A 26133-nucleotide genomic window follows, 5' to 3' on the forward strand; every position below is an offset into this window, starting at 1 on the left:
GTATGTAATCGGGTTAAAAATAGAGATAAATATTTGCAGTGAACCTACAGGCTTGTTCATAAACCATCTGCAATCATTATAACCAAATATTCTCAGCTTTTTTATTCTGCTGGTATTGTCATGAAACCATACAAAAATGTAGATTTCTCATTGATTTTTACTATTTCTAATTCATTCTTAATCTAAATTAAATTGTTTCTCATAATGTCCGATAAATTAGTTAATTCAATGACTTCAGGCTCCGCAAGTGCTGTCTACATACACATTCCTTTCTGTAGACGACGCTGCTTTTATTGTGATTTTCCCATCTATGTGGTAGGAAACACCAAACGTGGCGAAACATCCGGCGCAATTTCTGATTACGTTGAAGTTTTATGTCAAGAAATTGTTACTGTACAAACTAATAATAAACCTTTAGAAACAATTTTTTTTGGTGGCGGTACTCCTTCATTACTTTCAACACAACAATTACAAGGAATATTGGAAGTTTTAGATGGGAAATTTGGCATTGACAAATTTGCAGAGATTTCGATGGAAATCGATCCAGGTACTTTTGATCAACAGCATTTGCAAGGATATGTAAATGCAGGTGTAAATCGCATCAGTCTGGGAGTACAGGCTTTTCAAGAAGAATTATTGCAAGCTTGCGGACGCTTTCACTCAGTTTCGGATATTTTTACCGCTATTGATTTACTTCAAGCTGCACAGATTTCTAACTTTAGCATAGACTTAATTTCCGGTTTACCACATCAAACTTTAGATATATGGCAACAATCTCTAGAGCAAGCAATCAAAATTACGCCCATGCATATATCTATATATGACTTGACAATAGAACCCGGTACCGCTTTCGGACGTTATTATCAACCAGGCGATCGCCCTCTTCCGACAGATGAAACAACCGTAAAAATGTACCGTATGGCACAGGAAATTCTTACCAATGCAGGTTACGAACATTATGAAATTTCCAATTATGCTAAACCAGGATATCAATGTCGCCACAATCGAGTTTATTGGGAAAATCGCGATTATTACGGTTTCGGAATGGGAGCAGCAAGTTATTATCAAGGGAAACGCTTCAACCGTCCCCGCAAAACCAAAGAATATTACGCTTGGGTGAATGATGGAAGTATAATTGATTGCGAAATCACAACTTCTCATGAAGTTTTATTAGAAACCTTAATGTTAGGTTTACGTTTGGCGGAAGGTGTGAATTTGCAAATATTAGCAGCACAATTCGGTGAAAAGAAAATTGAAGAAGTATTACAAGTATTGCAACCTTATTTAGAGAAAGGTTGGGTGCAAGTGGTAGATGAAAGATTGCAACTGCTCGATCCCGATGGGTTTTTGTTTTCTAACGTAGTGTTAGCAGAGTTGTTTGAGAAACTTTAATAATGATAAGGAAATAGGGAGTAGGGAGTGGGGAACAGGGAATAGGGAACGGGGAACAAAAAATTATTATTCTTTGTATAGTTAAGAAGCTAAATGTTAAATCCAAAATCTAAAATCTAAAATCGAACAAATAATGGAACCCTTTGTAAAAAATCTGATCGATATCGCAATTAGTACCTGTCAACTATTAGCCCTTTTCGTAATTTCAATCGGACTAGTCAAAGGTTTAATTATATTTTTACGAAATGCCTTATCTTTTACAAACTCAGCTAAAATGTTCCAAGAAAGCCGTCTACAAATGGGCTACTCGTTTTCTTTAGGATTAAACTTTTTGGTTGGAGGAAGTATTCTTAGAACTACCATAACTCCTAGCTGGGAAGACATAGGAAGATTAGCTGTAATTATTGTCATTCGCACCGTTTTAAACTATTTACTACTACAAAATATAAACAAACCCGTCCTTAAAGATAGTCCGTCTGAATCGAATATTTCTAATAATTCGAGCAATAAATCCTTGTACGAGAACGTAAAGAATAACATTATTTGAAAGTAGATTGGTAACTCTTAATTTGTATTGTTTAATTTCATTAAGAATAGCAATTCATTACCTGAAGTTAAAATTTAGAAACCCGGTTTTTCCAAAAAACCGGGTTTCTTAGTCTCAATTTTTTACAACTCATATAGGATTGCTGTAATTTATAACTCCTAACTCCTAACTCCTAACTCTTAACTTTCAACTCCCAACTCCCAACTCCTAACTTACTTACGGCACAATCAAAACCGGACAAGGAGTAAGATTAATAACGCGGTTGCTAACGCTATCGTGGGAACCTTCATCAGTTAAGCCCAATCCGCGACAGCCCATAACGATTAAATTTGCTTTAATTTCATCGGCAACATCGCAAATCACAAAAGCAGGTTGCCCTTGTTTTTCTAAGATTTCTGCTTCTATTCCCTGGCTGGAAAAGAAAGCTTGAGCATCTTTGAGCAACTGTTCAACCTTTTTTGCTGACTTCATCACATCATCGTTGGATGATTCGGAAGGAGTAGTCTCTTCTACTACACTCAGTAATATGAGATTGCTTTGATGCTTTTGTACTAGTTTGGCGACAAACTCTGCTGCTTCCCGTGCTTCGCGGCTTTGATCTACCGGAAAAAGAATTGTTTTGAACATCGGATTCCCTTGTGACCCCTAAACTCTTTGACACTCCTCGACAATACGGGCGCGAGGATTCTTGGTTCAGCGACATAACTTACTCAACCAGGCTTGCGCCTAGCTGAATAGAGGTTTCATCTCTCCAAGCGTTTTCTACGTTTAACGCAGTAGCTCCGGTATGCCCTACCGTACTAAGACCACGATGCAAAATGTTAATTGCGGCATTCTCATCTCTATCTAACATACAACCACACTTACAGGTATGAGTTCTTGTAGATAGCGTTTTCTTGACAACTTCTGAGCAACTAGAACAATTTTGGCTAGTATATTGCGGGTTCACCGCAATCGTGACTCGTTTGAATACTTTACCAAAGTACTCAATCCAAACACGAAATTGATACCAAGATGCATCGTTTATCGATTTAGCTAAACAGTGATTTTTCACCATATTTTTAATCCTCAAATCTTCATAAGCTATCAAGTCGTTAGACTGAACTACGCACCGTGCCAATTTCACAGCATGGTCTTTACGTTGCCTACTTATTTTAAGGTGGCGTTTACTTAAAATCTGTCTAGCTTTTTTTCTATTGATTGAACCTTTTATCTTTTTAGAAACACGACGTTGAGCGCGCTTAAGCACTTTTTCGCCTTTGCGGAGGAATGTTGGATTCTTGATTACTTCACCGTTTGAATCGGTATAGTATTCTTTTAATCCAACATCTAAACCGACTGTATTGCCAGTTGGCGTGATATCTTCACGGCGCTCGATATCAATACAAAACTGAACATACACGCCGTCTGCACGTTTTACCAATCTAACTCTTTTAATCTGGTTAATTTGATAACAATGCAAATCGCGAGTGCCTTTTAAACGCAACCTGCCAACACGCTTTTTATCTGTGAAAGTTATCGACTTTCTATCGTCTGATAACTTCCATCCCGATGTTTTATATTCAACAGAACGGCAATTTTTCTGAAATTTTGGAAATCCTTTTTTACAGTTTATATCGCTATCGCGACACGCTGCGCTAACATAAAAACGGTTGATAGATGACCATGCTCTCTCAGCACTAGCTTGTCTTGCCATAGAGTTGAGTTCACTTGCGAATGAAAATTGTTTAGCCAGAACCGCGCAGTATTTTTGCAAGTCGTTTTTACCCGTTCCTTTATTGTCCATCCATAAACGAATGCAACTATTTCTGACAAATTGAGCGGTACGAATTGCCTCACTTACTGCTTGGAACTGACTAACTTTTCCGTATGCCTTAAACTCAAAAACTAACATAGATTTATCTCCTGACTTATACTACCACATTGAGTATAAATAAAGAATAAGATAAATCAAAGCCGTCCTAAAAGGACGGGGCTTTAAACTCAGTATTTTTGGTAAAATCTTGATAGTCCTATTTTCAATCACATTAACAAAAAGGCGATCGGGAGAGTCTAATTATGTCCAAAAAAACTTTAGCAAATTTATCTAAAAGCGACTTGGAAGGTAAACGCGCTTTGGTAAGAGCGGATTTCAACGTCCCTCTGGATGATGCAGGCAATATCACAGATGATACGCGCATCCGAGCAGCATTACCTACAATTCAAGATTTGATTAGCAAAAACGCTAAAGTAATTCTAGCCAGCCACTTTGGCAGACCAAAAGGTGAAGTCAAAGATAAATTACGCTTAACTCCAGTTGCTAAAAGGCTTTCTGAGTTGTTAGGCAAAGAAGTTGTCAAATGCGATGACTGTATTGGTGATGAAGTCACAAATAAAGTTGGGGGAATGCAAAACGGTGACGTACTTTTATTAGAAAACGTCCGTTTTCATAGTGAAGAGGAAAAAAATGATGCCGAATTTGCGAAAAAACTCGCGTCAAATGCCGATTTATACGTAAATGATGCTTTCGGTACTGCCCACCGCGCCCATGCTTCTACTGAAGGTGTAACTCACTATCTCACTCCTTCCATTGCTGGATATTTGATTGAGAAGGAATTAGAGTATTTACAAAACGCTATTGAAAATCCTCAGCGTCCTTTAGCGGCAATTATCGGTGGTTCTAAGGTTTCCAGCAAAATCGGTGTAATTGAAACTTTACTCGATAAATGCGACAAACTAATCATCGGTGGTGGAATGATTTTCACATTCTACAAAGCTCGTGGTTTGAACGTTGGTAAATCTTTAGTAGAAGAAGACAAATTAGAATTAGCGAAAACTTTGGAAGCTAAAGCCAAAGAAAAAGGCGTAGATTTATTATTACCTACAGATGTAGTTGTAGCAGATAACTTTGCTGCCGATGCTAATTCTCAAACCGTCAGCATCGAAAATATTCCCGATGGTTGGATGGGTTTAGATATCGGTCCCGATTCCGTTAAAAAGTTCCAAGAAGCCCTTGGTGAGTGTAAATCAGTGATTTGGAACGGTCCTATGGGCGTATTTGAATTTGATAAATTCGCTGTGGGTACTGAGGCGATCGCTCATACTTTAGCAGACTTGAGCAAGAAAGGTGCTACTACCATTATTGGTGGTGGTGACTCCGTTGCAGCCGTGGAAAAAGTTGGTTTAGCCGACCAAATGAGCCATATTTCCACTGGTGGTGGTGCCAGCTTGGAATTACTCGAAGGTAAGACTTTGCCCGGTATTGCAGCATTGAATGATGCTTAATTAATGGGTTAGTGGTTAGTTGTTAGTGGTTAGTTGTTTTAATTAATAATTAACTTAGCACTTACGCAACTAACATATAATTTTAGGTTTGTAGTAAGGACTTTAGTCCTAATTTCTTCTAGGCTAAAAAACGATTGAAGTGAGAATTATTTACCTCGAAGATCGTGAAAACAAGGGCTAAAGCCCTTACTACGAGCCACAATTTATTATTTCATTGCTTTTTAATTGCGATTAGAAAAAACTAATGCAGCCAAAATGGTTAGAATGGGCGCAGAAAATTCAAGCTACTGCTCAAAATGGTCTGACGTATACAGAAAATGCTTTTGACATCGAACGTTATCAGTATTTGCAGAAACTAGCAGCGGAAATTATTACGAATTATACAAATGTCGAACAAAGTTACATACTAGATTTATTTACTCAAGAAACGGGATACGCTACTCCTAAAGTGGATGTTAGGGGTGCAGTTTTTCAAGAAAATAAAATACTTTTAGTAAAAGAACGTTCCGATGGTTGTTGGACTTTACCCGGTGGATGGGCTGATATCAGCGAGTCTCCTAGTGAATCTGTAGTCAAGGAAATTTTAGAAGAATCTGGTTATCATACTCGCGCTACAAAGTTGATAGAAAGCACTGTTTTGAATTCGGATAGCCTTAATGGTAATCAAGATTCAGACCAAATTACAGGAACTGAAAATGCTGCTGTCTTAGTGTGAGCCTCTGTTACACCTTCCGTAACTCCGATTCCTCAAAGTGCGGGTGGCAGGGTTTATTACGTTTCTCCAAGCGGTAGCGATGAAAATTCTGGTTCCCAAAACCAACCTTGGAAAAGTATTAATTATGCAGTGAGTGAAGATTCTCCTATTGAGAAAGGTGATACGGTTCTGGTTCAACCGGGTACTTATACAGAATTGATTAGCCTTGGTAAATCTGGTAGCGATTCCCAAAGGATTACCCTCAAAGCCAACGGTGACGTGACATTGCGCGACCCTAACCCCAATAGTGGAGGATTTCCAGAAGGGGTAATTCAATCACCAGGGCAGAGTAACTGGGTAATTGATGGTTTTCGGATAGAAAATACATCTTGGGCTGGAATATCTCTGAGTGACGCTAAAAATATTACCGTTTAAAACAACGAAACTTATCAAACTGGAAGTTCTGGAATCATTGCTTTACCCAAAACTTTTTTTGGTGGCGGAGAAAAAGAGATTACGGGAAGCAATGTCAAGATACTCAACAATACTGTCGAACGAGCTAACTGGAAATGGGATGGCCCCGGAGATACCGATGGCGATCAGGAAGCATTGAGCATTTGGGGTGTTGATGGTTTTGAAGTTGCAAATAACACCATGATTGACGGTAAGCGGGAAGGTATAGATATTAAAGTTGGTTCTCGCAACGGTTTAATTCACGATAATTCCATCACCTCTCAAGCTTTGATTTCCGGTACTTACGAAGGTTTTAGAGGCGGTGCTGCTATCTATGTAGATGGTAATCGGGCTGATTCATTTAACTTAGATATCTACAACAACAAAATCTTTGCTAATACTGCTGATGGAATTTTGCTTGGAGATGAAGTTCCCGGCAATGGAGATGTATCTGATGTGAATATCTACAACAACGTTATCTATGGAAATGGAATACGGGTTGAGAATGGTGGTAGAGGAGTTGCTGTTATCAACAACGTTGAAGATGTAGAGATTGTTAATAATACTTTTGTTGATAACGTCCAAGGTGTTTATGTCGATAACAGCGGTAGCGGCTATAATCCACGCGATATTTCGATTCGCAACAATATCTTTAGTGATAACAGTTTTCGGAATGTATATGTTGAAGATGCAAGTAACGTGACTGTGGACAATAATTTATTTACAAACACAGAGGAATTTGCAGATAAAACTGAAATTCTTTATGACGGAGGGCAAAGAGTCGGGAATCTCAACGCTTTCGATAATGAATTAGCCGAATCGGTTGATTTTGTGAATTTAGAAGGTAACGATTACCGTCTTACATCCAACTCGCCAGCAATTGATATTGGATCTTCCTCAATTGGTGACTACGCACAACTCGATAAAGATGGAAATCAACGTTTAGGTGGTGGCGGAGTTGATGCAGGTGCTTATGAATTTTAGAAAATAGTTTTTATTTTTTCAGCCCTCTTGTAAAAAGAGGGTTTTTTTATGTCGTTCATATCTAATATCAAATATTTATTCTGTAAGTAATTTCACTAGAAAAGAGTAGAAACTCCTTCTTTTAAGCTTTTAGGATAACTATATTTTTATGGTTCTGGATCTAACTTATACAAATAAAAATCAATTAAATTAAGTTCATTTACTTATTAAGTATAAATTTTTTATCAAAAACTATTCAAATTTTAGGTTTTTAGGTATTCACAGATTAAATACGAATTAGGTGCTAGCTCTGAAGAAATATACTTTTTAAGTGGATAAGATTACCTTAATCACCTTTCTAGTATTTTTTTGTGGTCAGATAAAAAGTTTTGAATAATAACTAATCCATAATTATTTTCACAGCTTGCTTAATTAAAAATCAGTTTAAAATCAAAAGTTTTAAGAAAAAATAATTCAAAGTGGCAGTTTATCTAAGTTGCTTTCAATTTGTCTCGAACAATCTTTTTTAGGGTATTTATCTTTAGTTTTAGGAGTATATCTAAATGATTAATAATAATTCTGGGTTTAAATTTTCTAACTTGGATGCGGATAATCAACCTATAACAGAAGAACTGAAACCGATTTCACTTGCTGAACTATTAGCTGGTCATAATCATGGTGATGACGAACACGAACACGATTTTGCTGGTAGTGATTCAACAAATTCAGAGCAAATATCTGTATCTGCTGCTGTTATAAATTCTCCTACAGCCACAATCGACGTTAATTATTATGGCTTTTCCCAAGAAGCTAAAAATGCTTTTGAATATGCAGTAACTATCTGGGAAGGGTGGATCAAATCAGACGTTGCTATTGAAGTTGATGCTTATTGGGAAGATTTGAGTCAATACGGTTCGGGTGTTCTGGGTGCGGCTTCACCATATAGCTTTAAAAGGAATTTTACGGGTGCAACTAAAAACAATACTTCTTATGCAATGTCATTAGCTAATCATTTAGCTGGTGAAGATTTAAACGGTGGTAGCTCTGAAATTGAGGCTTGGTTTAACAGCGGTTTTTCTAATTGGTATTTTGGTACTGATGGTGAAGCACAAAAAGGTAAATTCGACTTTACAACAGTAGTATTGCACGAGTTAGGACACGGTTTTGGATTTACGGATTTTATAGACTATAACAACGGTAAAGGAAGTTATGGAAATACAATTTTTGAAAGCTTTATAGTTAATAGCGATAATCAAAGTCTTGATACATTTACTAATAATTCTCTAGAATTAGGAGCGCAATTAACCAGTAACAACCTGTTTTTTAACGGTGTTAATGCAACAGCAGCTAATGATGGCAAGCAAGTTAAGCTGTACGCGCCTAGTAAATGGGAATATGGCTCAAGCGTTGCCCATCTTGACGAGAAAACATATCCTAAAAGCGATCGGGATTCTCTGATGACACCTTATTTCAAAGCAGGTGAAGCAATTCATAATCCTGGTGCGATCGCTTTGGGTGTTTTAAAAGATTTAGGTTGGGATATTAATCAGGTTGATAGCAAGCCTGTTATTGAACCTCCACAAGCTAACATAACTATTCTCCCTCCAACCGCCGCAACACCCGTTGAAAAACCGACGACAATACCAACATTAAGCTTTGACACTCTAGAATCTTATGGCGGACAAGATAAGCAACATACCTTATTATTCTTTGATGATAATAAAGCCTTTGAAGTTAAAGGTAATTCCTGGAAGAAACTTGCTATTGATTACAAAATTACCTCAGACACAATACTTGAATTTGAATTTAACAGCATTCAAGAAGGAGAAATTCAAGGTATTGGCTTTGATACCAACGATAATTTAGGCTCTAGCGATGCGAAGTATTTATTCCGACTTTCGGGAACTCAAAACAATTTTGGTATTACCGACTTTAAATATCAAACCAACTCCGGTTGGCAATCTTATCAAATCCGCGTCGGTGATTATTTTACTGGTGAATTTGATTATCTCACCTTTGCTAACGACCACGATAATGGTACAAAAGATGCTCACAGTCAGTACCGCAACTTAAGCATATACGAAGAAGGGCAGCAACCTGTTACCCCAGAAATACCTACCCCAACTGTAATTGATACAACACCACAAACCCCAGTTGATAGCCCATCAATACAGCCAAGCATCATTAAAATTCAAGAAGACAAACTTAGTTCCTACGCTGGGCAAGACAAAGATTCTATCTTTACTATCTCAGATAACAACCAAGAAATTGAAATTCAAGGAAATGGTTGGAAGAAACTTGCTTTTGACTACGAAATTACCGATAAAACAATTTTAGAATTTGAATTTCAAAGCGATATCAGAGGAGAGATTCAGGGTATCGGCTTTGATACTGACGATCAATTCGGTAGTAGTAACGATAAAAAGCTATTATTCCAGCTAGAAGGCAAAGATAAACTTGGTGTTGATGATTTCAAACAAGATATTACCGGAAAGGGTTGGAAAAATTATCAAATTACCGTAGGAGACAACTTAACAGGTGATTTTAACTATCTTACCTTTGTTAACGACCACGATAAAGGCGAAAAAAATGCCGCTAGTAAATATCGCAATATCAAACTTTATGAAGGCGATGCTAATAAGTTAAGTCACGCTACTACCGATGAAAAATCAAATGTTTTATTAACTATAAAAGATAGCACCAACAATTACAACCTTTCTTCTTACGGCGGCATAACTCAAGATAAAGGTTCATTTACTCTTTCTGACGATAAAACCGAAATTGAATTAAAAGGTAATAGTTGGAATAAGTTAGACTTGACACTCTCAGCACTAAAGTGACTGAGATTCTTTGCTCACAGGGAAGCTAGTGCTTTTACCCTCACAAAGCATCTTGACCGTGTGTCCCACGGCTGCAAGCCCTCTTAATAGAACTACTTGCGCGGCTGCCACATCTCGGTCAGTGGTATAGCCGCAATTTTCACACGAATGAACGCGGTTAGCTAATGTCTTTTTACCAGTTTCGTGCTGACAATTAGGACATATTTGAGATGTTTTATGCGAGTCAACTTTCTCAAAATATACACCGCGCTTAAAACAAATTTGCTCTAAGATATTGAAGAATTGACCAAACCCTGCATCGAGGCAATGTTTACCTAACATCCCTCTGGAAAGACCTACTAAGTTAAGGTTTTCTACAAATATCATCCCTACGTCGTTGCACAATCTATGCGCTAACTTGTAGTGCCAATCCTTACGAGTATTAGCTATACGTTCATGTAATCTAGCTACTTTGTGCTGTGCCTTTTTCCAATTATTAGAACCTTTAATTTTGCAGAAGACTTTGCGTTGTAGCGATTTCAGCTTATTTTGCAAGTCAACAAAAAATCTAGGGCGTTTGATTAAAAGACCGTTACTTGTAGCTGCAAAACTTGTCAGCCCTACATCTATTCCAATTGCGCGACCATTCGGTATAGGAGATGGGGGGTTAACTTCCCAACTAGCAGTTATTTGTACATACCAACCCCTGGCACGCTTAACTACACGGAATTGTTTTAATTGAGCATCCTTTGGTATTGGCCGAGAATTACGAATTATCAGCCAACCTATTTTAGGGAGGTATATTTGATCTTCCCACAACCATTCATTTTTGACCTGTGGGAAAACAAAACTACGCATCCTACCAGCTTTTTTAAATCTAGGAAAACCATGATTTTGCTCCCACATTGACACAAACGCTTTTTCTAACCTCATTAAGGTTTGTTGCAACACTTGAGACTGTGGCTTTTTTAAATCTAAGTATTCTTTCTTTGCGGCTGTTAGTTGCTTTGCTTGCTGGTTGTAGGTAGGGCGAGGTGCCGAAGCACTCATCACAAAACATTGTTTGAGGCTGCAAGCATTTACCTGACACTTACGAGATTCATACCAATCTTTTCTTTCACGCAAAGCATAGTTATAGACACGGCGATTAATTTCTAGCCATTCTTCAAATATTGCTTGCTCGCGCTTAGTTGTTTTGATCTTAAATTCGTAAGTTAAAGTAAACATTGTATTACCTCCTTATTACATTATACACCTTAATTAATAATCTTCCGCACGATTACTAAGACTCACGAATAATAAATTTGCCCACTAGCTTATATCCCAGCTTTAAAAAGACTGGGTTTTACGCTGCTTGTATTCGGATAAGCGGTGAATTCAACTATCTCACCTTAGTCTCAGACGATGATGTTTCCAACTCAACAGCACAAACTCAGTTCCGTAATATTTCTCTATCAGAAATGGGATAAGGGAGTAGGGAGTTAGGAGTTAGGAGTTAGGGAGTAGGTTATTCTTTCCCCTCTCCCCCATCTCCCCATCTCCCCATCTCCCTACTTCTCCCCAGCGCCAGCCATCAGACTTTCTTCCAATTTCTTCAACTGAGGAGTCAATCTACCTCTGGGAATTTTCAAAAGCACATGATTTTTAGCTTGAAAAGCTTTTACCAAATACTTACAGGCTTTTTCGGGTTCAGCGTGTTCCCCGCAGGTGAACATATCTACAGCGATATAGCCAATTTCGGGCCAAGTATGAAGCGAAACGTGAGACTCTGCTAAAAGAGCCAAAGCAGTTACACCGTATGGTTCAAACTGATGCGTCAATTCCTTGAGCAAAGTTGAGTCAGCTTCTTTGACTCCTTCTTCCAAAGCTTTTTTAATAAAATCAACATCATTAAGCAAATCTTTGGGACAGTCATACAGTTCCAAAAGACAGTGACTACCTACCGGAACCAAAGGAGTGTCTGTTTCTAAATATGATTGATTTCCCAATTTCTCACCCTTTAACAACAAGCTTGTGATTATATCATTTATCAGTGACCAATGACCAGTTAAGGTTAAAGGTTAAAGCTTAAAGCTTAAAGATTAAAATTATTTCTCTCCCCTTGTCCCCTTGTCTCCCCCTACGGGTTGCGCCATTTGCTACAAGTCGGGGAACCCGCCCAACGCAATGGCTAACCATCTCCCCATCCCTTCTAACTACGGTTCCGATTCCTCTGTTACTGTCGGTGTTGGTGTCGGTGTTGCCGTTGGCGTTGGTGTTGGCGTTGGTGTTGGTGTTGGCGTTGGCGTTGGTGTTGGTGTTGGTGTTGGCGTTGGTGTTGGTGTTGGTGTTGGTTCTGGTGTTGGTTCTGGTGTCGGTTCTGGGGTTGGTTCTGGTGTCGGTTCTGGGGGTGGTGCGGGGTTTTCTACATTCAAGCGCATCCGATAATCTTGAGCTTCGGTTGATGTAGAGACGATGACGAATTCGTAATATCCTTTTTCTCTGAGAGTACCAGACCACGAGCGTTTTGTGGAATCTTCTAATAATACTCTTTGCCCGGAAGGTGAATATATGGAAAACAGTACTTTGGGAGAAGCCGTTAAGTTGACTCGCATTTGTTGATTTGCGTTCAATTGAGCGATGAAAATTTTACCTTGCAAGCTTGGAAAGTTTCCGCTTCTAGTAACGCTTGTATCACCGCTGGCAATTTGCAGTTTCTCATACGCGCTTTTTGCAAATACCGCGTTTACTTTGTCGAATACAAATCCATGCCAAATTTCTCCTACGGGTTCGTTGATAAAATTTTTACCTCTTTGTTCGGGGAATATTCGTAAAAATGGTGCGTCTGCGAGGTCGTATACCGAACGACTACCAACGTTAATATTGTTGACTCTGACTTTCCAGCGATCGCGATCTGAAGAGGTAAAGGTTCCGAGTTTGCCGCGAGCGTCGGAACTTAGCTGAGACATATTGTTGAGCAATTCGCTTGCTGTTTCGTCCCATTGTTTGCGAAGTTCTGCATCTTGGGGTTCGTCACTCAACGTGCGTCCATTTAAACTGGGGTTTTTCTCCCAGAATATTTGATTAACTAGTTTGACATAGAAGTTACGGTCTATACCCAGTTGTTCGCGTCGTGCTTTGAGTCTTTCTTTACGTTGCTTTTCTTCTGGGGAATAATTTGAGGAAATTGCTGGATCGGAATCTGTGTTTGTAAATTGAGAAATAGCACCATAGGTTAAACCACCTAAAACAATTATTGCGAAAAATAGCATGGCAATGCGTGCGGGTGTCCACCAAGGTTTTGGCTTCGGTTGAGATTCTGAAAAACCGGGTGAAGTGGTTCTAGGTTGCGGAGTTATTGGAGCCGATTGTACGGCAGGTGTTACGGCAAAGGTTCGCTGTGTAACTTGTTGGGGTAATGGTTGCGGCGGTGGATTATTATTTGTAGGTGCGGGAGGATTAAGGGCTTGTAAAACTTGATTGGCGCTTTGATAGCGTTCTCTTGGTGCGGCAGATAGCATTTTATCTAACACTATTCCAAATTCCGGACTCACATTAACGAATCGTCGCCACTGCCATTGCAGGTTATAGTTATCAATTAATTCTGCTGGTTGTTTGCCTGTAAGTAAAACCAATACTGTTGCACCTAAAGCGTATAAATCGCTGTGAGGCTCTACCGATCCGGTTTGCATTTGTTCTGGTGGAGCATAACCTATTTTCCCCAGTAGAGTTGGGATTGGGGTTGCTGGAGGGCTGCCGGGTGCATAATATTGGGAAGCTACGGTTGCTACTACCTGTTTAACACCGCCAAAATCTATTAATACTGGTAACTGGTCACTTTTACGAAGAATTAAGTTATCGGGTGAAATATCGCGGTGAATTACACCCAAAGAATGAATATAATTTAATACTGGTAATATCTGCTCTAATAACTGCTTGACTTCAGTTTCGCTAAATTTCATCTGTTGCTTCAGACGATTATCCAGCAAGGAACGATAATTTTCTCCTTCTACATAATCTTGGACTAAAAATAAATATTCTTTATCGTTGATACTCAATCGCAAAAGTTCGCGAAAGCGAGGTATTTGAGGGTGTTGCAGCTTATAAAGAACGCTGGCTTCTCGTTCAAAAAGTTCTTCCGATTTTTGTAAAACGTATTCAGTTTGAACTTGGGGAGAAAATTCTTTTAAAACGCAAGGCTCGCGAAAACGGTTAATATCCTCTGCTAAATAAGTTTTGCCGAACCCCCCCTGCCCCAACTGACGCACAACTAAATAGCGATCGCCCAAAGTCATTCCCGGCTGGATACCTTGATTTACTGGAGTATCAACCAACATTTCGCCGCAGTGTAAACAAAAGCGACTACCGTGAGGATTTTCATGTCCTTTCGAGCAATTGAGAGATGTCATGGGAGAGTTAGGAGTTAGGAGTTAGGAATGTAGAGACGTAGCAGTGCTACGTCTGTTGTGGAAAATCAATCGCAGTCGCGAACCATATATCTTAAAATAATTATGTCTTTAGTCCTCTTGAGAGGACTTTAGCTATCAGACGGGGATTTGCAGTCCCCGGCGGATGAGAATAAACGCAAACAAATTATAAATACTTAATATTTTTATAATTCACAATAATTGATGCATGGTATAAACAAATATACTATTCGATCATTCAAATAATTTTGAAGATAAGTTTAAGGCTTATCAATTCAAAATGTAAAATTTCAGTGACTAAAACTGCTAATCGTTACTGATAAAGCTACAGTCGCAACACCACAAATTTCGTCCAAATTCATAAATAGTAAACGCCGCTGTCTCACGAAAAATAACAATTAACAGTTTGCACCCGACTAGTACCGCTTCGCGGAAGTAAGAAGTAAGAAGTAAGAAGTAAGAAGTTTGATTTTCTAGGCTTTTCAGCTATTTTTAATGGTTGCCTTATTTACGCCGACTTGTACTAGTGATAATTGATAATTGATAATTGACTTCATCTTTTACTAACTTCCTCCGAGGCGAATGCATACCAAATTTGACCAAAAGTTTGCTGTCTAAGGTTCCCCTCTCTCTCTCCAGGAAATAATCTATCAAATTTACTATTGGTATCTCTGTTTAAATCTTCAATAGTATAATTACCGAATTCTCCCGATCGCACAAGTCGTTCCCAAGTTGCATAGTCTTGTCCGGTATAGCTGCCTAATTTTTGTCTGGTTTGCTGACTGAGATTGGCTTTATCTAACTTATCGAGCAACTCTTGAGCAATGCCGTACCACTTCTTCCTCAAAGCTTCGTCTTCCGCACTTCCGGTTAAAGTACGTCCGCGAGCTTCTGGGTTTTGAGTATAAAAAATTTGATTGACTGTACGGTTAAAAAATAATTCTGGAATTCCCAACCGCTGACGTTGCCGGACAATTTTTTCGATATTGTTTGTTTCTTTGCGGCTCAATCCTCCGCCATTATCATCATTCCCAGGTAAACTAGGTAATTCAACTGAGGGTAATTGCGGTAAGGAAACAGTCGGGAGAGAAAATGAAGTTACGGCATTAATAACTCCACTGATTACAGCCCACGTACCCGCAAAAACCAAGACAACAACGCTAGTACTTACCAAACTGACGAAAAAAGGACGCAACCAAATAGGTAAATGGATTGCACTCGCGAAAGCTTGAGTTTTGTTGTGAAATTGAGTCGCAACCGCACCCGCACGTTTGCGCCCTGGAGCAACTACTGCTGTATGAATTTTACTAATATTAGTGTTTGGTTTAGAAGTCAAAGCAGGAGTTGAAGCAGGAGTCGAAGACTGTAAATCTTTTAAAACTTGTTCGGCATTCTGGTATCTATCACTAGGTTTATAAGCAAGCATCTTCTTTAACACCGCTTCAAAGTTGGCGCTAACTTTGATTTTCTCCCCCCAACGCCATTTACCTTGATAACTATCGTAAAGTTTCTGCGGCTCCTCTCCGGCAAGTAACACCAAAGCTGTCACTGCTAACGAATACAAATCGCTGCTGTGAAAGGCTTTCCCCTGACGCAACTGTTCTTCAGGTGCATAACCTTTCTTACCCAACAAAGTACGATTTGCAGGGAGTTGGGTAAACCAAAAACCTTGAGAAGCCGGTAATTGCTTGACACCGCCAAAATCAATTAATATTGGTAAATTATCAGTTGTGCGTAAAATCAAATTATCCGGTGAAATATCGCGGTGAACCACATCCCTAGAATGGATGTAATTCAACACTGGTAAAATTTGCGTCAATAAATGAAATACTTCTGCTTCGCTAAAACATCGTCCTTCATCAAGACGTTTTTCTAATAAATCCTGATAATTTTCACCCTCAATATAATCTTGTACCAAAAAGAAAAAATCTTTATTGCGTAACTTTACCTGTAGCGAAAAATGTAAGCGGGGAATTTGCGGATGCTCAAGCTGTTTCAACACGCTGGCTTCCCTTTCAAACAATTCCTTCGCTTTTTGTAAATCTTTATCTTCCTCGACTTGCGGTGCAAACTCCTTCAGCACGCATTTTTGATGAGATTGCTGCATATCTTCCGCCAGATAAGTACGTCCAAACCCTCCTTGACCAAGTTGACGTACAATTTTATAGCGATCGATAATAACCTCCCCAGAAGGAAGAGGCAAAGGTTCGCCACATACAGTACAAAAGCGGTGATTTGAAGAGTTTACGTGGTTTCTAGTGCAATTAACCTGCATGATGCCCAAAAGTAAAAGGGTTTTTGCTAATAACTACAATGCTGTCAACAGGATTTACGTATAATTTCCAAGAATAGGGAATGGGGAGTAGGGAGTAGGAGTTAGGAGTTAGGAGTTAAATATTTTTAGATTTTGGATTTTAAAAACGGATGCTTTTGTTTTGGATGCAGGGATTTTGAATTCTAGGTTAGGAGTTAAGACTTTAAATTTCTCCTTGTCTCCCCATCTCCCCCCCTCTCTCCATGCCCAATGCCCTATGCCCTATGCCCAATGCCCATCACTTTATAAGGAGAATGCTGAAAACCCCGTCAATTCATTGCGGGGATGAAAGCTAATTACGGGATTTATCCCGCCTTGTATTCTCTAATCAATCTTTTCATAGCTGCCGATTGACTTACACCCCAATCGGCAGCTAATTTAGTTAGTTTTTCTTTTTCATGACTGTCTAAATAAACAGGTGTTTGCTTCTTTTTCATGTTGTTACTTCGAGTACAATGTGTTAGCATAATAATAACATATAAAATTCACAAGGAGGTGATGTAGATGCTGGTTCTAGAATACAAAATAGTTGCGTCGGAGAAGCAGCATCAAGCCATAGAAGAAGCTATCCGGACTACACAGTTCATCAGAAATAAGTGTATTCGCTACTGGATGGATTCCAAAAAAGAAGACAAAGTAAATAAATTTGCTTTAAATAAATACTCAACAGTCTTACGAAACGAGTTTAAATTCGTTAAAGATTTAAACAGTATGGCGGTACAATCTGCTGCTGAAAGAGCATGGTCATCAATTAGTAGATTTTTTGACAATTGTAAATCTGGTAAGCCTGGTAAAAAAGGTTTTCCACGTTTCCAGAAAGACAACCGTTCAGTTGAATATAAAACTTCTGGATGGTCGCTGCACAAATCTTCATAGGCGTATTACTATCACCGATAAAAAAGGTATTGGTGAACTTAAATTAATGGGGAAATGGGATATCCATACTTACCCAGTTAAAGCTATTAAAAGAGTTCGTTTAGTGCGGCGTGCTAATGGCTATTATTGCCAGTTTGCTGTTGATGTTGATAACTCAAAACAGTTAGAACCAACAGGAAATCAGATAGGCTTAGATGTTGGCTTAGAGTACTTTTACTCAGATAGTAATGGTAATCACGTAGATAATCCTAGATTCTTACGCAAAGCTGACAAGTCAATTAAACGCAGTCAACGACGCATTAACAAACAAGAAAAAGGTTCAAACAAGCGCCATAAATCAAGAAAAATATATGCTTTGAAGCATTTGAAAGTAAGTAGGCAGCGTACCGAGTTTGCTAAGAGAGTGGCACTCGCGCTTGTATCATCTAACGATGTAATCGCCTATGAAGATTTAATTGTTAAGAACATGGTAAAAAACCATTGTCTTGCTAAGTCTATTAATGATGTAGCTTGGAGACTTTTTAGACAATGGCTTGAATATTTTTCTAAAAAATATGGGCGTTTAGCAATTGCTGTTAAGCCACATCACACATCACAAATTTGTTCTAGTTGCGGGATAAAAGTTAAAAAATCTCTTAGCCAACGAACACATATTTGCAAATGTGGATGTACTTTGCCTCGTGACGTTAACGCAGCAATTAATATTCTTGAAAGAGCTAGGGGAGGGCATCCCCAAAGTAACGCTCAGGGAGTAGCAGCCACTACTCTACTTGGGGCAACCCTGGTAGAGCAAGCAGCTACGATGAACTGAGAATCGCTGTCTCTTTAGAGCAGGGAATGTCAACTAATAACTGCATATAGTAGTCGGTTTCTCAAGGTACAACAAGCGTTATGAACTACCAACAACAAAGTCAACGTGCAATCAAGGGATTTGAGGATTTCTTACATACTCCTCTTGAAACTGTATTACAACAGCACCTGAATAAAAATCCTGCTGGGGAAATAATCAAGTTATTTCAGGATGTGGCTACAAATGTACCGGCTTATCAAGCTTTTTTGAATCAACAGCAAATTAATCCCGATAATATTCAAAATTTTGACGATTTTCAAAAGTTACCAACCCTTACCAAAGATAACTACCTTAAATGTTATTCTTTAGCTGATTTCTGCCGTCATGGAAAAATCGAAAGCTGCGATATGATAGCGGCTTCATCTGGCTCTACAGGTAAACCTACTTTCTGGCTGCGTTTCTTTACAGATGAGTTGGCGATCGCTACCAGGTTTGAACAAATATTTTACGATAGTTTTTTTGCGGATACCAAACCGACTTTAGCTGTAATTTGCTTTGCTTTGGGAACTTGGGTAGGGGGAATGTTCACTACTAATTGCTGTCGCTATCTTTCTAGTAAAGGTTATCCCGTTACCGTCATCTCTCCAGGTACGAATAAAACCGAAATTTTACGGGTAATGGAAGAATTAAGTCCTAATTTTGAGCAAACTGTTTTATTAGGATACCCGCCTTTTCTGAAAGATGTAGTTGACACGGCTATTGCTCAAGGTATGGAATTAAAGCCACATAATCTCAAGTTTGTAATGGCTGGAGAAGTGTTTAGTGAGGAATGGCGAAATTTAGTTGGGGAAAGAGTTGGTTCCCAAAATCCCTGTTATGATTTTGCATCGCTTTACGGTACGGCTGATGCGGGAGTTTTAGGAAATGAAACGCCGTTAAGTATCTGCATTCGCCAGTTTTTGGCAAAAAATCCCGATGCTGCCCGTAATTTATTTGGAGAATCCCGTTTACCGACGTTAGTTCAGTATGACCCAATTAATCGCTTTTTTGAAGTCGCACAAACAGAAGGGAATAATAGGGAAGGGATAGAAAGAGGTACATTATTATTTTCTGGAGACAATGGAATTCCCTTAATCCGCTACAACATTTTAGATAATGGCGGCATAATTACTTATGATGCAATGCTTAAGTTTTTATCTGAGTGGGGATTTAACCCTGTAGAAGCATTATCAAATAAAATATCAAACCAAAGAGGAATTCGCAATTTACCTTTCGTTTTCATTTTTGGACGTTCTAATTTTACAATTTCCTACTTTGGCGCGAATATCTACCCAGAAAATATCAAAGTCGGTTTAGAACAACCTGTTATCAGAGATTGGGTAACGGGTAAATTTGTAATGCAAATACTAGAAGATACAGATAAAAATAATTTCGTATCTATAGCTGTAGAATTAGCACCTGAAGTTGAAGCCAGTGAAGAGAAAAAACAAGCTGTAGCGGATTCTATTCTGACTCAACTTAAACGTCTTAATAGCGAATTTGCAAATTACGTTCCGCCGCAATATCAAACACCGCGAGTGGAATTATTACCAATGGGAGAGCCGGAGTATTTTCCCCAAGGTGTGAAGCATCGTTATACCCGGAATTAAGGTAATGGTAATGGGTATTGATTGAACATTTAAACTTTGTTCCCAATTACCAATTACCGATTACCAATTACCAACTTTTTACAAGTCGGGAGGCAAAATCACGTTATCGATAACGTGAATTATACCGTTGCTGGCTTTAATATCGGGCTGTACCACGGTAGCGTCATTTACCTGTACGCCTGTAGCCGGATCAACTTTTACGCTAATTGGCCCGCCTTCGACGCTTCTGACTTCACCTGATTTCAAATCGGTGGAAAGTACTCTACCTGGTACTACGTGATAGGACAGAATTTTGACCAATACTTCTTTGTTTTCTGGCTTCAACAAATCCTGTACCGCGTCTTGTGGCAATTTTGCAAATGCCGCATCGCTAGGCGCAAAAACTGTAAAAGGACCATTTCCTTTTAAAGTATCTACCAATCCTGCTGCTTGCAAAGCCTTTGTCAGCATTGTAAACGAAGGATTTGACTGGGCAATACTTATAATATCTTCACCTTCAGTTTCTGCTGATGGCTCGGGTGTTTCTATTTCTGCACCTGGTGCTGTGGGAACTTCTGTTCCCGGTAGTGGAGGTACGGTACCCGGAATTGTAGTAGGTGGTACTGGTGCCGGTACGGTTGATGGCGGTAACGGTGCGGGTGAAGTTGATGGTGTACTATTTCCACAAGCCGCACGGTTGTAAGGACACTCATCCAGAATACTCGGTCTGGGATTAAGCACTCCACCTTGTGCTAACAAAGTTTTATTTGATTTGTCGCTCGCCTTTGTCCGTGTAACAGATAAGTCAGTATTATTAGTACTTACGGTCACTGTTCGACTACGTTTGTAGGGAGCTTCTGTAAAAACACTGGGGTCTTGGTTAAGCGCGTTATTCGCTTTTACTGGCAATCCTATCAGTAAGCTGATGCCAGTCACTCCCACAATGCCAGTTAATTTAGTCAGCAAATTGCTGTAATATACCTTCATGTCGATTTTATCTGGCTTTTATTCCACACTTTACATTAAAGACTTATACCATTTTCTTACGCCAAAAATCTAACTCGTAGAGTCGGATTTTTATTGCTTCATGGTAATGTTGGTGATACCCTATTTATCAAACAAAATATTCAATTCATTTTAATAATAGTGGTATCGAGATTTTTTAATAAAAATGACTCTCAATTCCAGTTACAAGTTCCGTGGTAGATGTTTGTATTTATTGTAGCATGGAGAATATATATATAGTTTTTTTACATTAACTCATAATCGCGTAAGTCAAATCTAAATAAATTATAATCATTTAATTTCCTGCCATCCTAAAATTCTTATTTACCGTTAGTTTTTGGATAAACAACTTTGATGACAACAGTCAAACTGATTGCAGTGCAAGCATTTATGTTTTGTATGCCAATCTTTCATGGTCTTTACAGCGTTATTAATAAATAATTAACTATTTAAGTCGGGATGATTTTATTCTTCGGTGGAAAACTAACATAAATTTCGTCCAATTATTTGCGTATAAATGGTTCTGCTTAGCAACAAAATCATCTGCATAATTTAAGTATTCTGAAAATATCACTCTACAGACATAATCCGTAAGTTATAAAATTTTTCACTTATAACTTGAAAATATTATTAACAAAAATAAAGTTGTAGAATTTATAAGTCAAGATAGGTCAACAAATTACTAGTAAGCTATTTATGTTAGAGCTGTACCAATTTGAACTTTCTCAATACTCAGAAAAGGTGCGTTTGATTCTGGATTATAAAGGTCTTGAATACCGCAAAATAGAGGTAACACCTGGAATCGGACAGGTTGAATTATTTCAAAAAACAGGGCAGCGTCAAGTACCCGTACTCAAAGATGGCAGTAAATATATTGCTGATTCTACTGAAATTGCTAAGTATATAGATGCACAGTACCCCGATCGCCCTTTGATGCCGCAAGACCCCAAAACTAGGGGTTTATGCTTAATGATGGAAGAATGGGCAGATGAATCCATTGGCACTAAAAGTAGAAAAGCTTTATTCTCTGCTATAAGTAAAGACCAGTATTTCCGCAAATCTTTGCTACCTAATTCAGCACCAGATGTACTCAAAACCTTAATAGAAGGAGTTCCTGGTGATGTATTAAAAGTATTAGGTGTCGGAGTCGGTTACAGTCCCGATGCAGTAAAAAATGCGATGAGGGATTTAAAGCAAGATTTAGAAGCTTTAACGTTGATATTAGAAAGTAGCCCTTATTTGCTAGGAGATGAACCTTGTTTAGCCGATTTTGCGGTAGCGGGTTTATCTGTATTATTGAAATTCCCAGATGGCGATTATCTAGATTTACCAGCCACTATTAAAGGTAAAGGAGTACCTGGTTTAGCAGATAATCCGATTTACCAACCATTTTTTGACTGGCGCGATCGACTTTACGTCCAATTCCGCAAACCTATAATCGGCTCTACTTTCAACAGCCCCAGTGCGCCGACATCGATCCAGATTGATTAATTGATGGGGAATGGGTAATGGGAAGATGGGGAGACAAGGAGAATTTTTATCTTGAATCTTAATTTTTGATAATTGATAATTTCCCAATCCCCAATTACCTATTACCAATTACCCATTCCCAATTTTTTATTAGTGGGATAGGTTCGAGAAGGATGGGAAAAAGCAGTTTGCAGATATGCCTTAGTTTACTCTGGGAATACTTACGTTAATCTGTACTGAGAGATGCTGACTTACCAGTGCTTGGAGTTGTTGAGCGATCGCCAGGTAAGTTTCCATACTACCGCCGCTGGGATTTTCAATATCCCTAGTAGGATCGAGCCTCTGAATCTTCCACGCTGCTTCTGGAAATCTTTCCCGTAAATCCTGACACTGTGCTTCTGTCATACACCAAATCTTATTGGCTTGTTCCACTTGCTCTGCTGAAACATTATTCGTAGTGTGAGTATGAGGGGTAACGCCTAAATAGTTTAACGTTTGTTGCGCTTCAAGGGTCATGGATGTTCCGGGATTGGTGTCAAGACCTGCACTAATAGCTTGTATGGGCGCTTGGGTAAGTTCGGCAAGGGAAAGATTCAGCAAGCGGGCGATCTCATGATTACAGATTGCCTGAGCCATTGGGGAGCGACTGGTGTTACCGCCACAGATAAATAAATAAATTTGTTGTACCGGGTTTTGTGGGATTGCGTTGGTTTGTGTCTGGAAGTTCTTTTGCAGGGCTGGGATGCTGAGACAAAGAAGAGCTATGATAATGATTCCCGCTGCTAGGAGTTGAGGATAACTGGGGAGCTTTTGACCCAGTAATAAGGTCAGTCCCAAGCTTGCTACTAAACCTGACATCAAACTAGAGCAACGATTTAGGGGAATAGCAAAGGTGTTTTCGCGGGAATCTAAGTAAATATGGGAACCAAAGAAGTAAAGACAGGCATAGAGTAGACCAATAGCTAGGGCTGGTAAAACCAAAGGAGTAACGAGAAAACTAGTAAAGCCCGACCGCAGTTGTTGCAAAATCTCTCCTCGACCAATAAGGGCAAGAAGGGCTGGAATCAAAGTGAGGGCAATAGCTGTCACCATAGTTTCTTCTAGGAAGAAGCGCCTATTCTCTGCTTTTTGCTCGGATTTAGCCAGTCGATTCATGAACTGAAGTCGAAATACGTAGCCCATTAAATATGCACTTAGGTTCAGAACTGCTAGCATTGTCATCTGATAATTGTCCACATCTGCAAAGGCGATGCGGATAGCCAGAAAGCTGCAAATAAGCGCAACCCAAGAGTTCCATTGTACTCGTCGATGAAAGATGGTATCCACAATGGGAGCCATTATCAGTACGCCACCTCGCATCAATAATAGGGCGAAGAGGATGGAAATACCTGTAAATGTGTAGTTAAGTGTAGTTGTGGCAATAATCGTTGCTGTAGCCAAACCAGAAAAGAAGGTCTGGGTTCTAGGAATGGGAAGAGAAAAACCTAGAATTTGCTTGCGTTGGATATACTGCCACCCATCCATAAGGCTAATGTATGTTAGCAGCGTAATTGTGGTAGCGATCGCTGTAGCGGGTAAAAGTTCAAAGCCTGGAATCGGTCTATCTGTACCTGGTAGTAGTCCTTTGGAGAAAGTTTTAGTTAGGGCGCTGTAGGGAATGTAGAAAGCAAAATAGCCGCTTGCTAATTTCCAAATTCCTAAGTTAATATTGAGCGACATCAACTTCATATGATTTAACTTTTTTTGAATTTATCTATTGTTTGAAAAATTTTATATGCAGCGTTAATAATATCAGTCCATAAATACTTTGTAAATATCAATTTACAAAGTATTTTCTCAAGCCCTGGTTATTTAAAATACGTTAAAAGCCAAAAGATGCAGGTTAAAACATTAATTCCCTACTTTTTTAAAATTTTACTAAAAATGCGGCTTTAAATGGTAGTATATATTCGATTACTATTACTATTACTATATGGTGAAACACCGTCATAAATATCATTTATCAAAGAAACGTTGCTGAATCAAAACATGGTTGAAAAAGTAATTTAGTTTTTTTATGTATATTTGACGTATCTATAGAACTGGGGTTTGGTTATTGAAAAAGTAGGTAGTGTAGGGTGTGTTGTTAAAAATTAAAAGATGATTTTCATCTAAATACTTAACTGACACTATAAAATGTAAACAGATGTCACTAATTAATACTTTATATAAAAATAATCAATTGTTGAACAATTAGGATTTTTACATGATTCTTAATCTAAGAGCCGATAAGCAAGTATTTATGGAGCGCATAAGAGAATTGGCAAGCCAGAAGTTTGCCGATCGCGCTGCTAGCTATGACTGTACTGCTAGCTTTCCTGGAGAGGATTTTGAAGACCTTCTAAAAGCAAGATTGAATGCCCCTTGTGTACCTACTGAGTACGGTGGTTTAGGGCTGGGACATGACAGCGATATTTTTACCCTCTGGATGATGACCAAGGAACTGGCGAAGGTAAATCTGTCCCTGGCTCGTTGCTGGGAAGGACACACAAATTGTCAGGTTTTGCTGACAGCTATGGCGAATGAGTCCCAGAAAAAGCGCTGGTTTGAGGGTATTGTCCGACGGGGTGAGAAATGGGCAGCTTGGAGCGGAGAACCTCAGTCTAAGATTCCCGGTCAAAAAGTCGGCTTTGGCACAACGGTTCGAGTGGCAGATGGGGGCTATATTATCGATGGCACCAAGGTATTTGCTACAAGTGCTAATGAAGCGCAATGGGCAATTCTGTTAGTTAACCCATTAGGAACTGGGGGAGCGCGTCACAGTAATGGGTCGGCAAAATCGGTACTCATGCTAGCTTGTGATTTGTCAGACAAGAGCGTCAGCTTTGACAATAGTTGGTGGGAACCGATAGGAATGAAAGGTACTATTAGCTACCTGGTGCGTTTCAAGGAGACTTTTATTCCGGAAGAAAACTTAATTGGTTATCCAGGTCAGTATTTGTTTGAGGAGTGGCAGACGCGGTTTACTCCCCAGTATGGTGCCGCTTTTTTAGGGGCTGCGGAGGGAGCTTATGATTATGCCTTGGCATATGTCAAGAAACAGGGAAAAGAAGGCGACCCCTACGTGCAGCACCGAATTGCCCAAAGTTCCATGAACTTGGAAACGATGCAATTGTGGTTGCGTCATACAGCGACTCTTTGGGAAACAGGTCAACATTTAGAGGCTAAAAGTGCAGGAAATCGCACCCGTTACCTAACTGAGAGCTTGGCAATGGAAACATTAAACCACTGCATTAAAACTTGTGGAGCGCGTTCAATGATTCAACCTAGTTCTCTAGAGCGCATTTACCGGGATCTTTCTTTCTATGTTCTCCATGACAGTTGCGATGGCGTTCTGTCTTCCATTGGACAAGAGATTTTGGGACAGTCTTTTGACCGCTCTTTCTTCAACTCCCCAGCAATTGATCGACAAAATTCCTCAGTAAATTCAAGTAAATGAAGCAGGAAACTTTAGTACACAAAGATAACTTTTT

At 39.1% G+C, this 26133-nt stretch carries 19 protein-coding genes and 2 pseudogenes; 12 read left to right on the top strand and 9 right to left on the bottom strand.

Features of this window, described 5'->3' with window-relative positions:
* Window positions 1-228 precede the first annotated feature (228 nt).
* Together hemW and ACM03V_RS23020 are read left to right on the top strand one after the other, a co-directional pair.
* On the top strand, window positions 229-1392 hold the full coding sequence (gene hemW, locus ACM03V_RS23015; protein WP_414623126.1) for a radical SAM family heme chaperone HemW: 1164 nt from the start codon (window positions 229-231) through the stop codon (window positions 1390-1392).
* 133 nt (window positions 1393-1525) lie between these two features.
* Entirely contained in the window at window positions 1526-1939 is a 414-nt protein-coding gene (locus tag ACM03V_RS23020) for a DUF1622 domain-containing protein (protein ID WP_414623127.1), read from the top strand.
* Between the two features lie 216 nt (window positions 1940-2155).
* Here the strand turns inward: ACM03V_RS23020 and ACM03V_RS23025 are convergent, their stop codons facing one another.
* On the bottom strand, window positions 2156-2566 hold the full coding sequence (locus ACM03V_RS23025; protein ID WP_414623128.1) for a universal stress protein: 411 nt from the start codon (window positions 2564-2566) through the stop codon (window positions 2156-2158).
* 79 nt (window positions 2567-2645) lie between these two features.
* On the bottom strand, window positions 2646-3833 hold the full coding sequence (locus ACM03V_RS23030; RefSeq protein WP_414623129.1) for an RNA-guided endonuclease InsQ/TnpB family protein: 1188 nt from the start codon (window positions 3831-3833) through the stop codon (window positions 2646-2648).
* Window positions 3834-3997: 164 nt separating this feature from the next.
* Between ACM03V_RS23030 and ACM03V_RS23035 the strand changes: the two genes are divergently transcribed.
* From ACM03V_RS23035 to ACM03V_RS23055, 5 genes and pseudogenes are all read left to right on the top strand, one after another.
* Window positions 3998-5203: a phosphoglycerate kinase gene (locus ACM03V_RS23035; RefSeq protein WP_414623130.1), complete on the top strand. Its 1206-nt coding sequence runs from the start codon at window positions 3998-4000 to the stop codon at window positions 5201-5203.
* A gap of 244 nt (window positions 5204-5447) precedes the next feature.
* Window positions 5448-5828, top strand: a pseudogene (locus ACM03V_RS23040) (NUDIX hydrolase); the annotation flags it as partial.
* Window positions 5829-6047: 219 nt separating this feature from the next.
* Window positions 6048-6332, top strand: coding sequence for a hypothetical protein (locus tag ACM03V_RS23045; protein ID WP_414623131.1), 285 nt, complete (start codon window positions 6048-6050; stop codon window positions 6330-6332).
* A 78-nt stretch (window positions 6333-6410) separates the two neighbouring features.
* Window positions 6411-7334 carry a right-handed parallel beta-helix repeat-containing protein gene (locus ACM03V_RS23050; RefSeq protein WP_414623165.1) on the top strand — a complete coding sequence of 308 codons (924 nt, stop codon included), beginning with the start codon at window positions 6411-6413 and terminating at the stop codon, window positions 7332-7334.
* Window positions 7335-7876: 542 nt separating this feature from the next.
* Window positions 7877-10153, top strand: coding sequence for a hypothetical protein (locus tag ACM03V_RS23055; protein ID WP_414623132.1), 2277 nt, complete (start codon window positions 7877-7879; stop codon window positions 10151-10153).
* On the opposite strand, the gene ACM03V_RS23060 is transcribed toward ACM03V_RS23055, so the two are convergent.
* Window positions 10145-11359: an RNA-guided endonuclease InsQ/TnpB family protein gene (locus tag ACM03V_RS23060; protein ID WP_414623133.1), complete on the bottom strand. Its 1215-nt coding sequence runs from the start codon at window positions 11357-11359 to the stop codon at window positions 10145-10147. The two genes, ACM03V_RS23055 and ACM03V_RS23060, sit on opposite strands and share 9 nt — an antisense overlap.
* A 77-nt stretch (window positions 11360-11436) precedes the next feature.
* On the opposite strand from ACM03V_RS23060, the gene ACM03V_RS23065 reads away from it, so the two are divergent.
* Complete coding sequence (locus ACM03V_RS23065; protein ID WP_414623134.1) at window positions 11437-11601, top strand: hypothetical protein; 165 nt, start codon at window positions 11437-11439, stop codon at window positions 11599-11601.
* Between the two features lie 81 nt (window positions 11602-11682).
* On the opposite strand, the gene speD is transcribed toward ACM03V_RS23065, so the two are convergent.
* The 4 genes from speD to ACM03V_RS23085 all read right to left on the bottom strand — a co-directional run bounded on the left by speD (window position 11683) and on the right by ACM03V_RS23085 (window position 17289).
* The gene (speD, locus tag ACM03V_RS23070) at window positions 11683-12120 is read right to left on the bottom strand and encodes an adenosylmethionine decarboxylase (RefSeq protein ID WP_414623135.1); all 438 of its coding nucleotides are present in this window, start codon (window positions 12118-12120) and stop codon (window positions 11683-11685) included.
* Window positions 12121-12327: 207 nt separating this feature from the next.
* Window positions 12328-14520 carry a protein kinase domain-containing protein gene (locus ACM03V_RS23075; RefSeq protein WP_414623136.1) on the bottom strand — a complete coding sequence of 731 codons (2193 nt, stop codon included), beginning with the start codon at window positions 14518-14520 and terminating at the stop codon, window positions 12328-12330.
* A gap of 571 nt (window positions 14521-15091) precedes the next feature.
* Complete coding sequence (locus tag ACM03V_RS23080) at window positions 15092-16813, bottom strand: protein kinase domain-containing protein (protein ID WP_414623137.1); 1722 nt, start codon at window positions 16811-16813, stop codon at window positions 15092-15094.
* Between the two features lie 344 nt (window positions 16814-17157).
* On the bottom strand, window positions 17158-17289 hold the full coding sequence (locus tag ACM03V_RS23085; RefSeq protein WP_414623138.1) for a ribbon-helix-helix domain-containing protein: 132 nt from the start codon (window positions 17287-17289) through the stop codon (window positions 17158-17160).
* A gap of 67 nt (window positions 17290-17356) precedes the next feature.
* On the opposite strand from ACM03V_RS23085, the pseudogene ACM03V_RS23090 reads away from it, so the two are divergent.
* Window positions 17357-18539 (top strand): annotated as a pseudogene (locus tag ACM03V_RS23090) (RNA-guided endonuclease InsQ/TnpB family protein).
* 80 nt (window positions 18540-18619) lie between these two features.
* Window positions 18620-20167 carry a phenylacetate--CoA ligase family protein gene (locus ACM03V_RS23095; RefSeq protein ID WP_414623139.1) on the top strand — a complete coding sequence of 516 codons (1548 nt, stop codon included), beginning with the start codon at window positions 18620-18622 and terminating at the stop codon, window positions 20165-20167.
* A gap of 78 nt (window positions 20168-20245) precedes the next feature.
* Here ACM03V_RS23095 and ACM03V_RS23100 read toward each other — a convergent pair whose 3' ends face one another.
* Window positions 20246-21133: a fasciclin domain-containing protein gene (locus ACM03V_RS23100; RefSeq protein ID WP_414623140.1), complete on the bottom strand. Its 888-nt coding sequence runs from the start codon at window positions 21131-21133 to the stop codon at window positions 20246-20248.
* 714 nt (window positions 21134-21847) lie between these two features.
* On the opposite strand from ACM03V_RS23100, the gene ACM03V_RS23105 reads away from it, so the two are divergent.
* Window positions 21848-22642 (top strand): glutathione S-transferase family protein, encoded by a 795-nt coding sequence (locus tag ACM03V_RS23105; protein ID WP_414623141.1) that lies wholly within the window; start codon window positions 21848-21850, stop codon window positions 22640-22642.
* A gap of 180 nt (window positions 22643-22822) precedes the next feature.
* On the opposite strand, the gene ACM03V_RS23110 is transcribed toward ACM03V_RS23105, so the two are convergent.
* Window positions 22823-24340 carry a hypothetical protein gene (locus tag ACM03V_RS23110; protein ID WP_414623142.1) on the bottom strand — a complete coding sequence of 506 codons (1518 nt, stop codon included), beginning with the start codon at window positions 24338-24340 and terminating at the stop codon, window positions 22823-22825.
* Between the two features lie 526 nt (window positions 24341-24866).
* On the opposite strand from ACM03V_RS23110, the gene ACM03V_RS23115 reads away from it, so the two are divergent.
* Window positions 24867-26099, top strand: coding sequence for an acyl-CoA dehydrogenase family protein (locus ACM03V_RS23115; protein ID WP_414623143.1), 1233 nt, complete (start codon window positions 24867-24869; stop codon window positions 26097-26099).
* Window positions 26100-26133: the final 34 nt, after the last annotated feature.

The sequence above is a fragment of the Calothrix sp. CCY 0018 genome, from assembly GCF_963920925.1.
Classification (GTDB): Bacteria; Cyanobacteriota; Cyanobacteriia; order Cyanobacteriales; family Nostocaceae; genus Rivularia.

Bases quoted from the DNA above. Each gene is read 5' to 3' on its own strand.
- ACM03V_RS23020 (WP_414623127.1), top strand. From the start codon at position 1,526: ATGGAACCCTTTGTAAAAAATCTGATCGATATCGCAATTAGTACCTGT.
- ACM03V_RS23095 (WP_414623139.1), top strand. From the start codon at position 18,620: ATGAACTACCAACAACAAAGTCAACGTGCAATCAAGGGATTTGAGGAT.
- ACM03V_RS23110 (WP_414623142.1), bottom strand. From the start codon at position 24,340: ATGTCGCTCAATATTAACTTAGGAATTTGGAAATTAGCAAGCGGCTAT.
- ACM03V_RS23085 (WP_414623138.1), bottom strand. From the start codon at position 17,289: ATGAAAAAGAAGCAAACACCTGTTTATTTAGACAGTCATGAAAAAGAA.
- hemW (WP_414623126.1), top strand. From the start codon at position 229: ATGACTTCAGGCTCCGCAAGTGCTGTCTACATACACATTCCTTTCTGT.
- ACM03V_RS23100 (WP_414623140.1), bottom strand. From the start codon at position 21,133: ATGAAGGTATATTACAGCAATTTGCTGACTAAATTAACTGGCATTGTG.
- ACM03V_RS23080 (WP_414623137.1), bottom strand. From the start codon at position 16,813: ATGCAGGTTAATTGCACTAGAAACCACGTAAACTCTTCAAATCACCGC.
- ACM03V_RS23115 (WP_414623143.1), top strand. From the start codon at position 24,867: ATGATTCTTAATCTAAGAGCCGATAAGCAAGTATTTATGGAGCGCATA.
- ACM03V_RS23075 (WP_414623136.1), bottom strand. From the start codon at position 14,520: ATGACATCTCTCAATTGCTCGAAAGGACATGAAAATCCTCACGGTAGT.
- ACM03V_RS23060 (WP_414623133.1), bottom strand. From the start codon at position 11,359: ATGTTTACTTTAACTTACGAATTTAAGATCAAAACAACTAAGCGCGAG.
- ACM03V_RS23035 (WP_414623130.1), top strand. From the start codon at position 3,998: ATGTCCAAAAAAACTTTAGCAAATTTATCTAAAAGCGACTTGGAAGGT.
- ACM03V_RS23025 (WP_414623128.1), bottom strand. From the start codon at position 2,566: ATGTTCAAAACAATTCTTTTTCCGGTAGATCAAAGCCGCGAAGCACGG.
- ACM03V_RS23105 (WP_414623141.1), top strand. From the start codon at position 21,848: ATGTTAGAGCTGTACCAATTTGAACTTTCTCAATACTCAGAAAAGGTG.
- ACM03V_RS23030 (WP_414623129.1), bottom strand. From the start codon at position 3,833: ATGTTAGTTTTTGAGTTTAAGGCATACGGAAAAGTTAGTCAGTTCCAA.
- ACM03V_RS23055 (WP_414623132.1), top strand. From the start codon at position 7,877: ATGATTAATAATAATTCTGGGTTTAAATTTTCTAACTTGGATGCGGAT.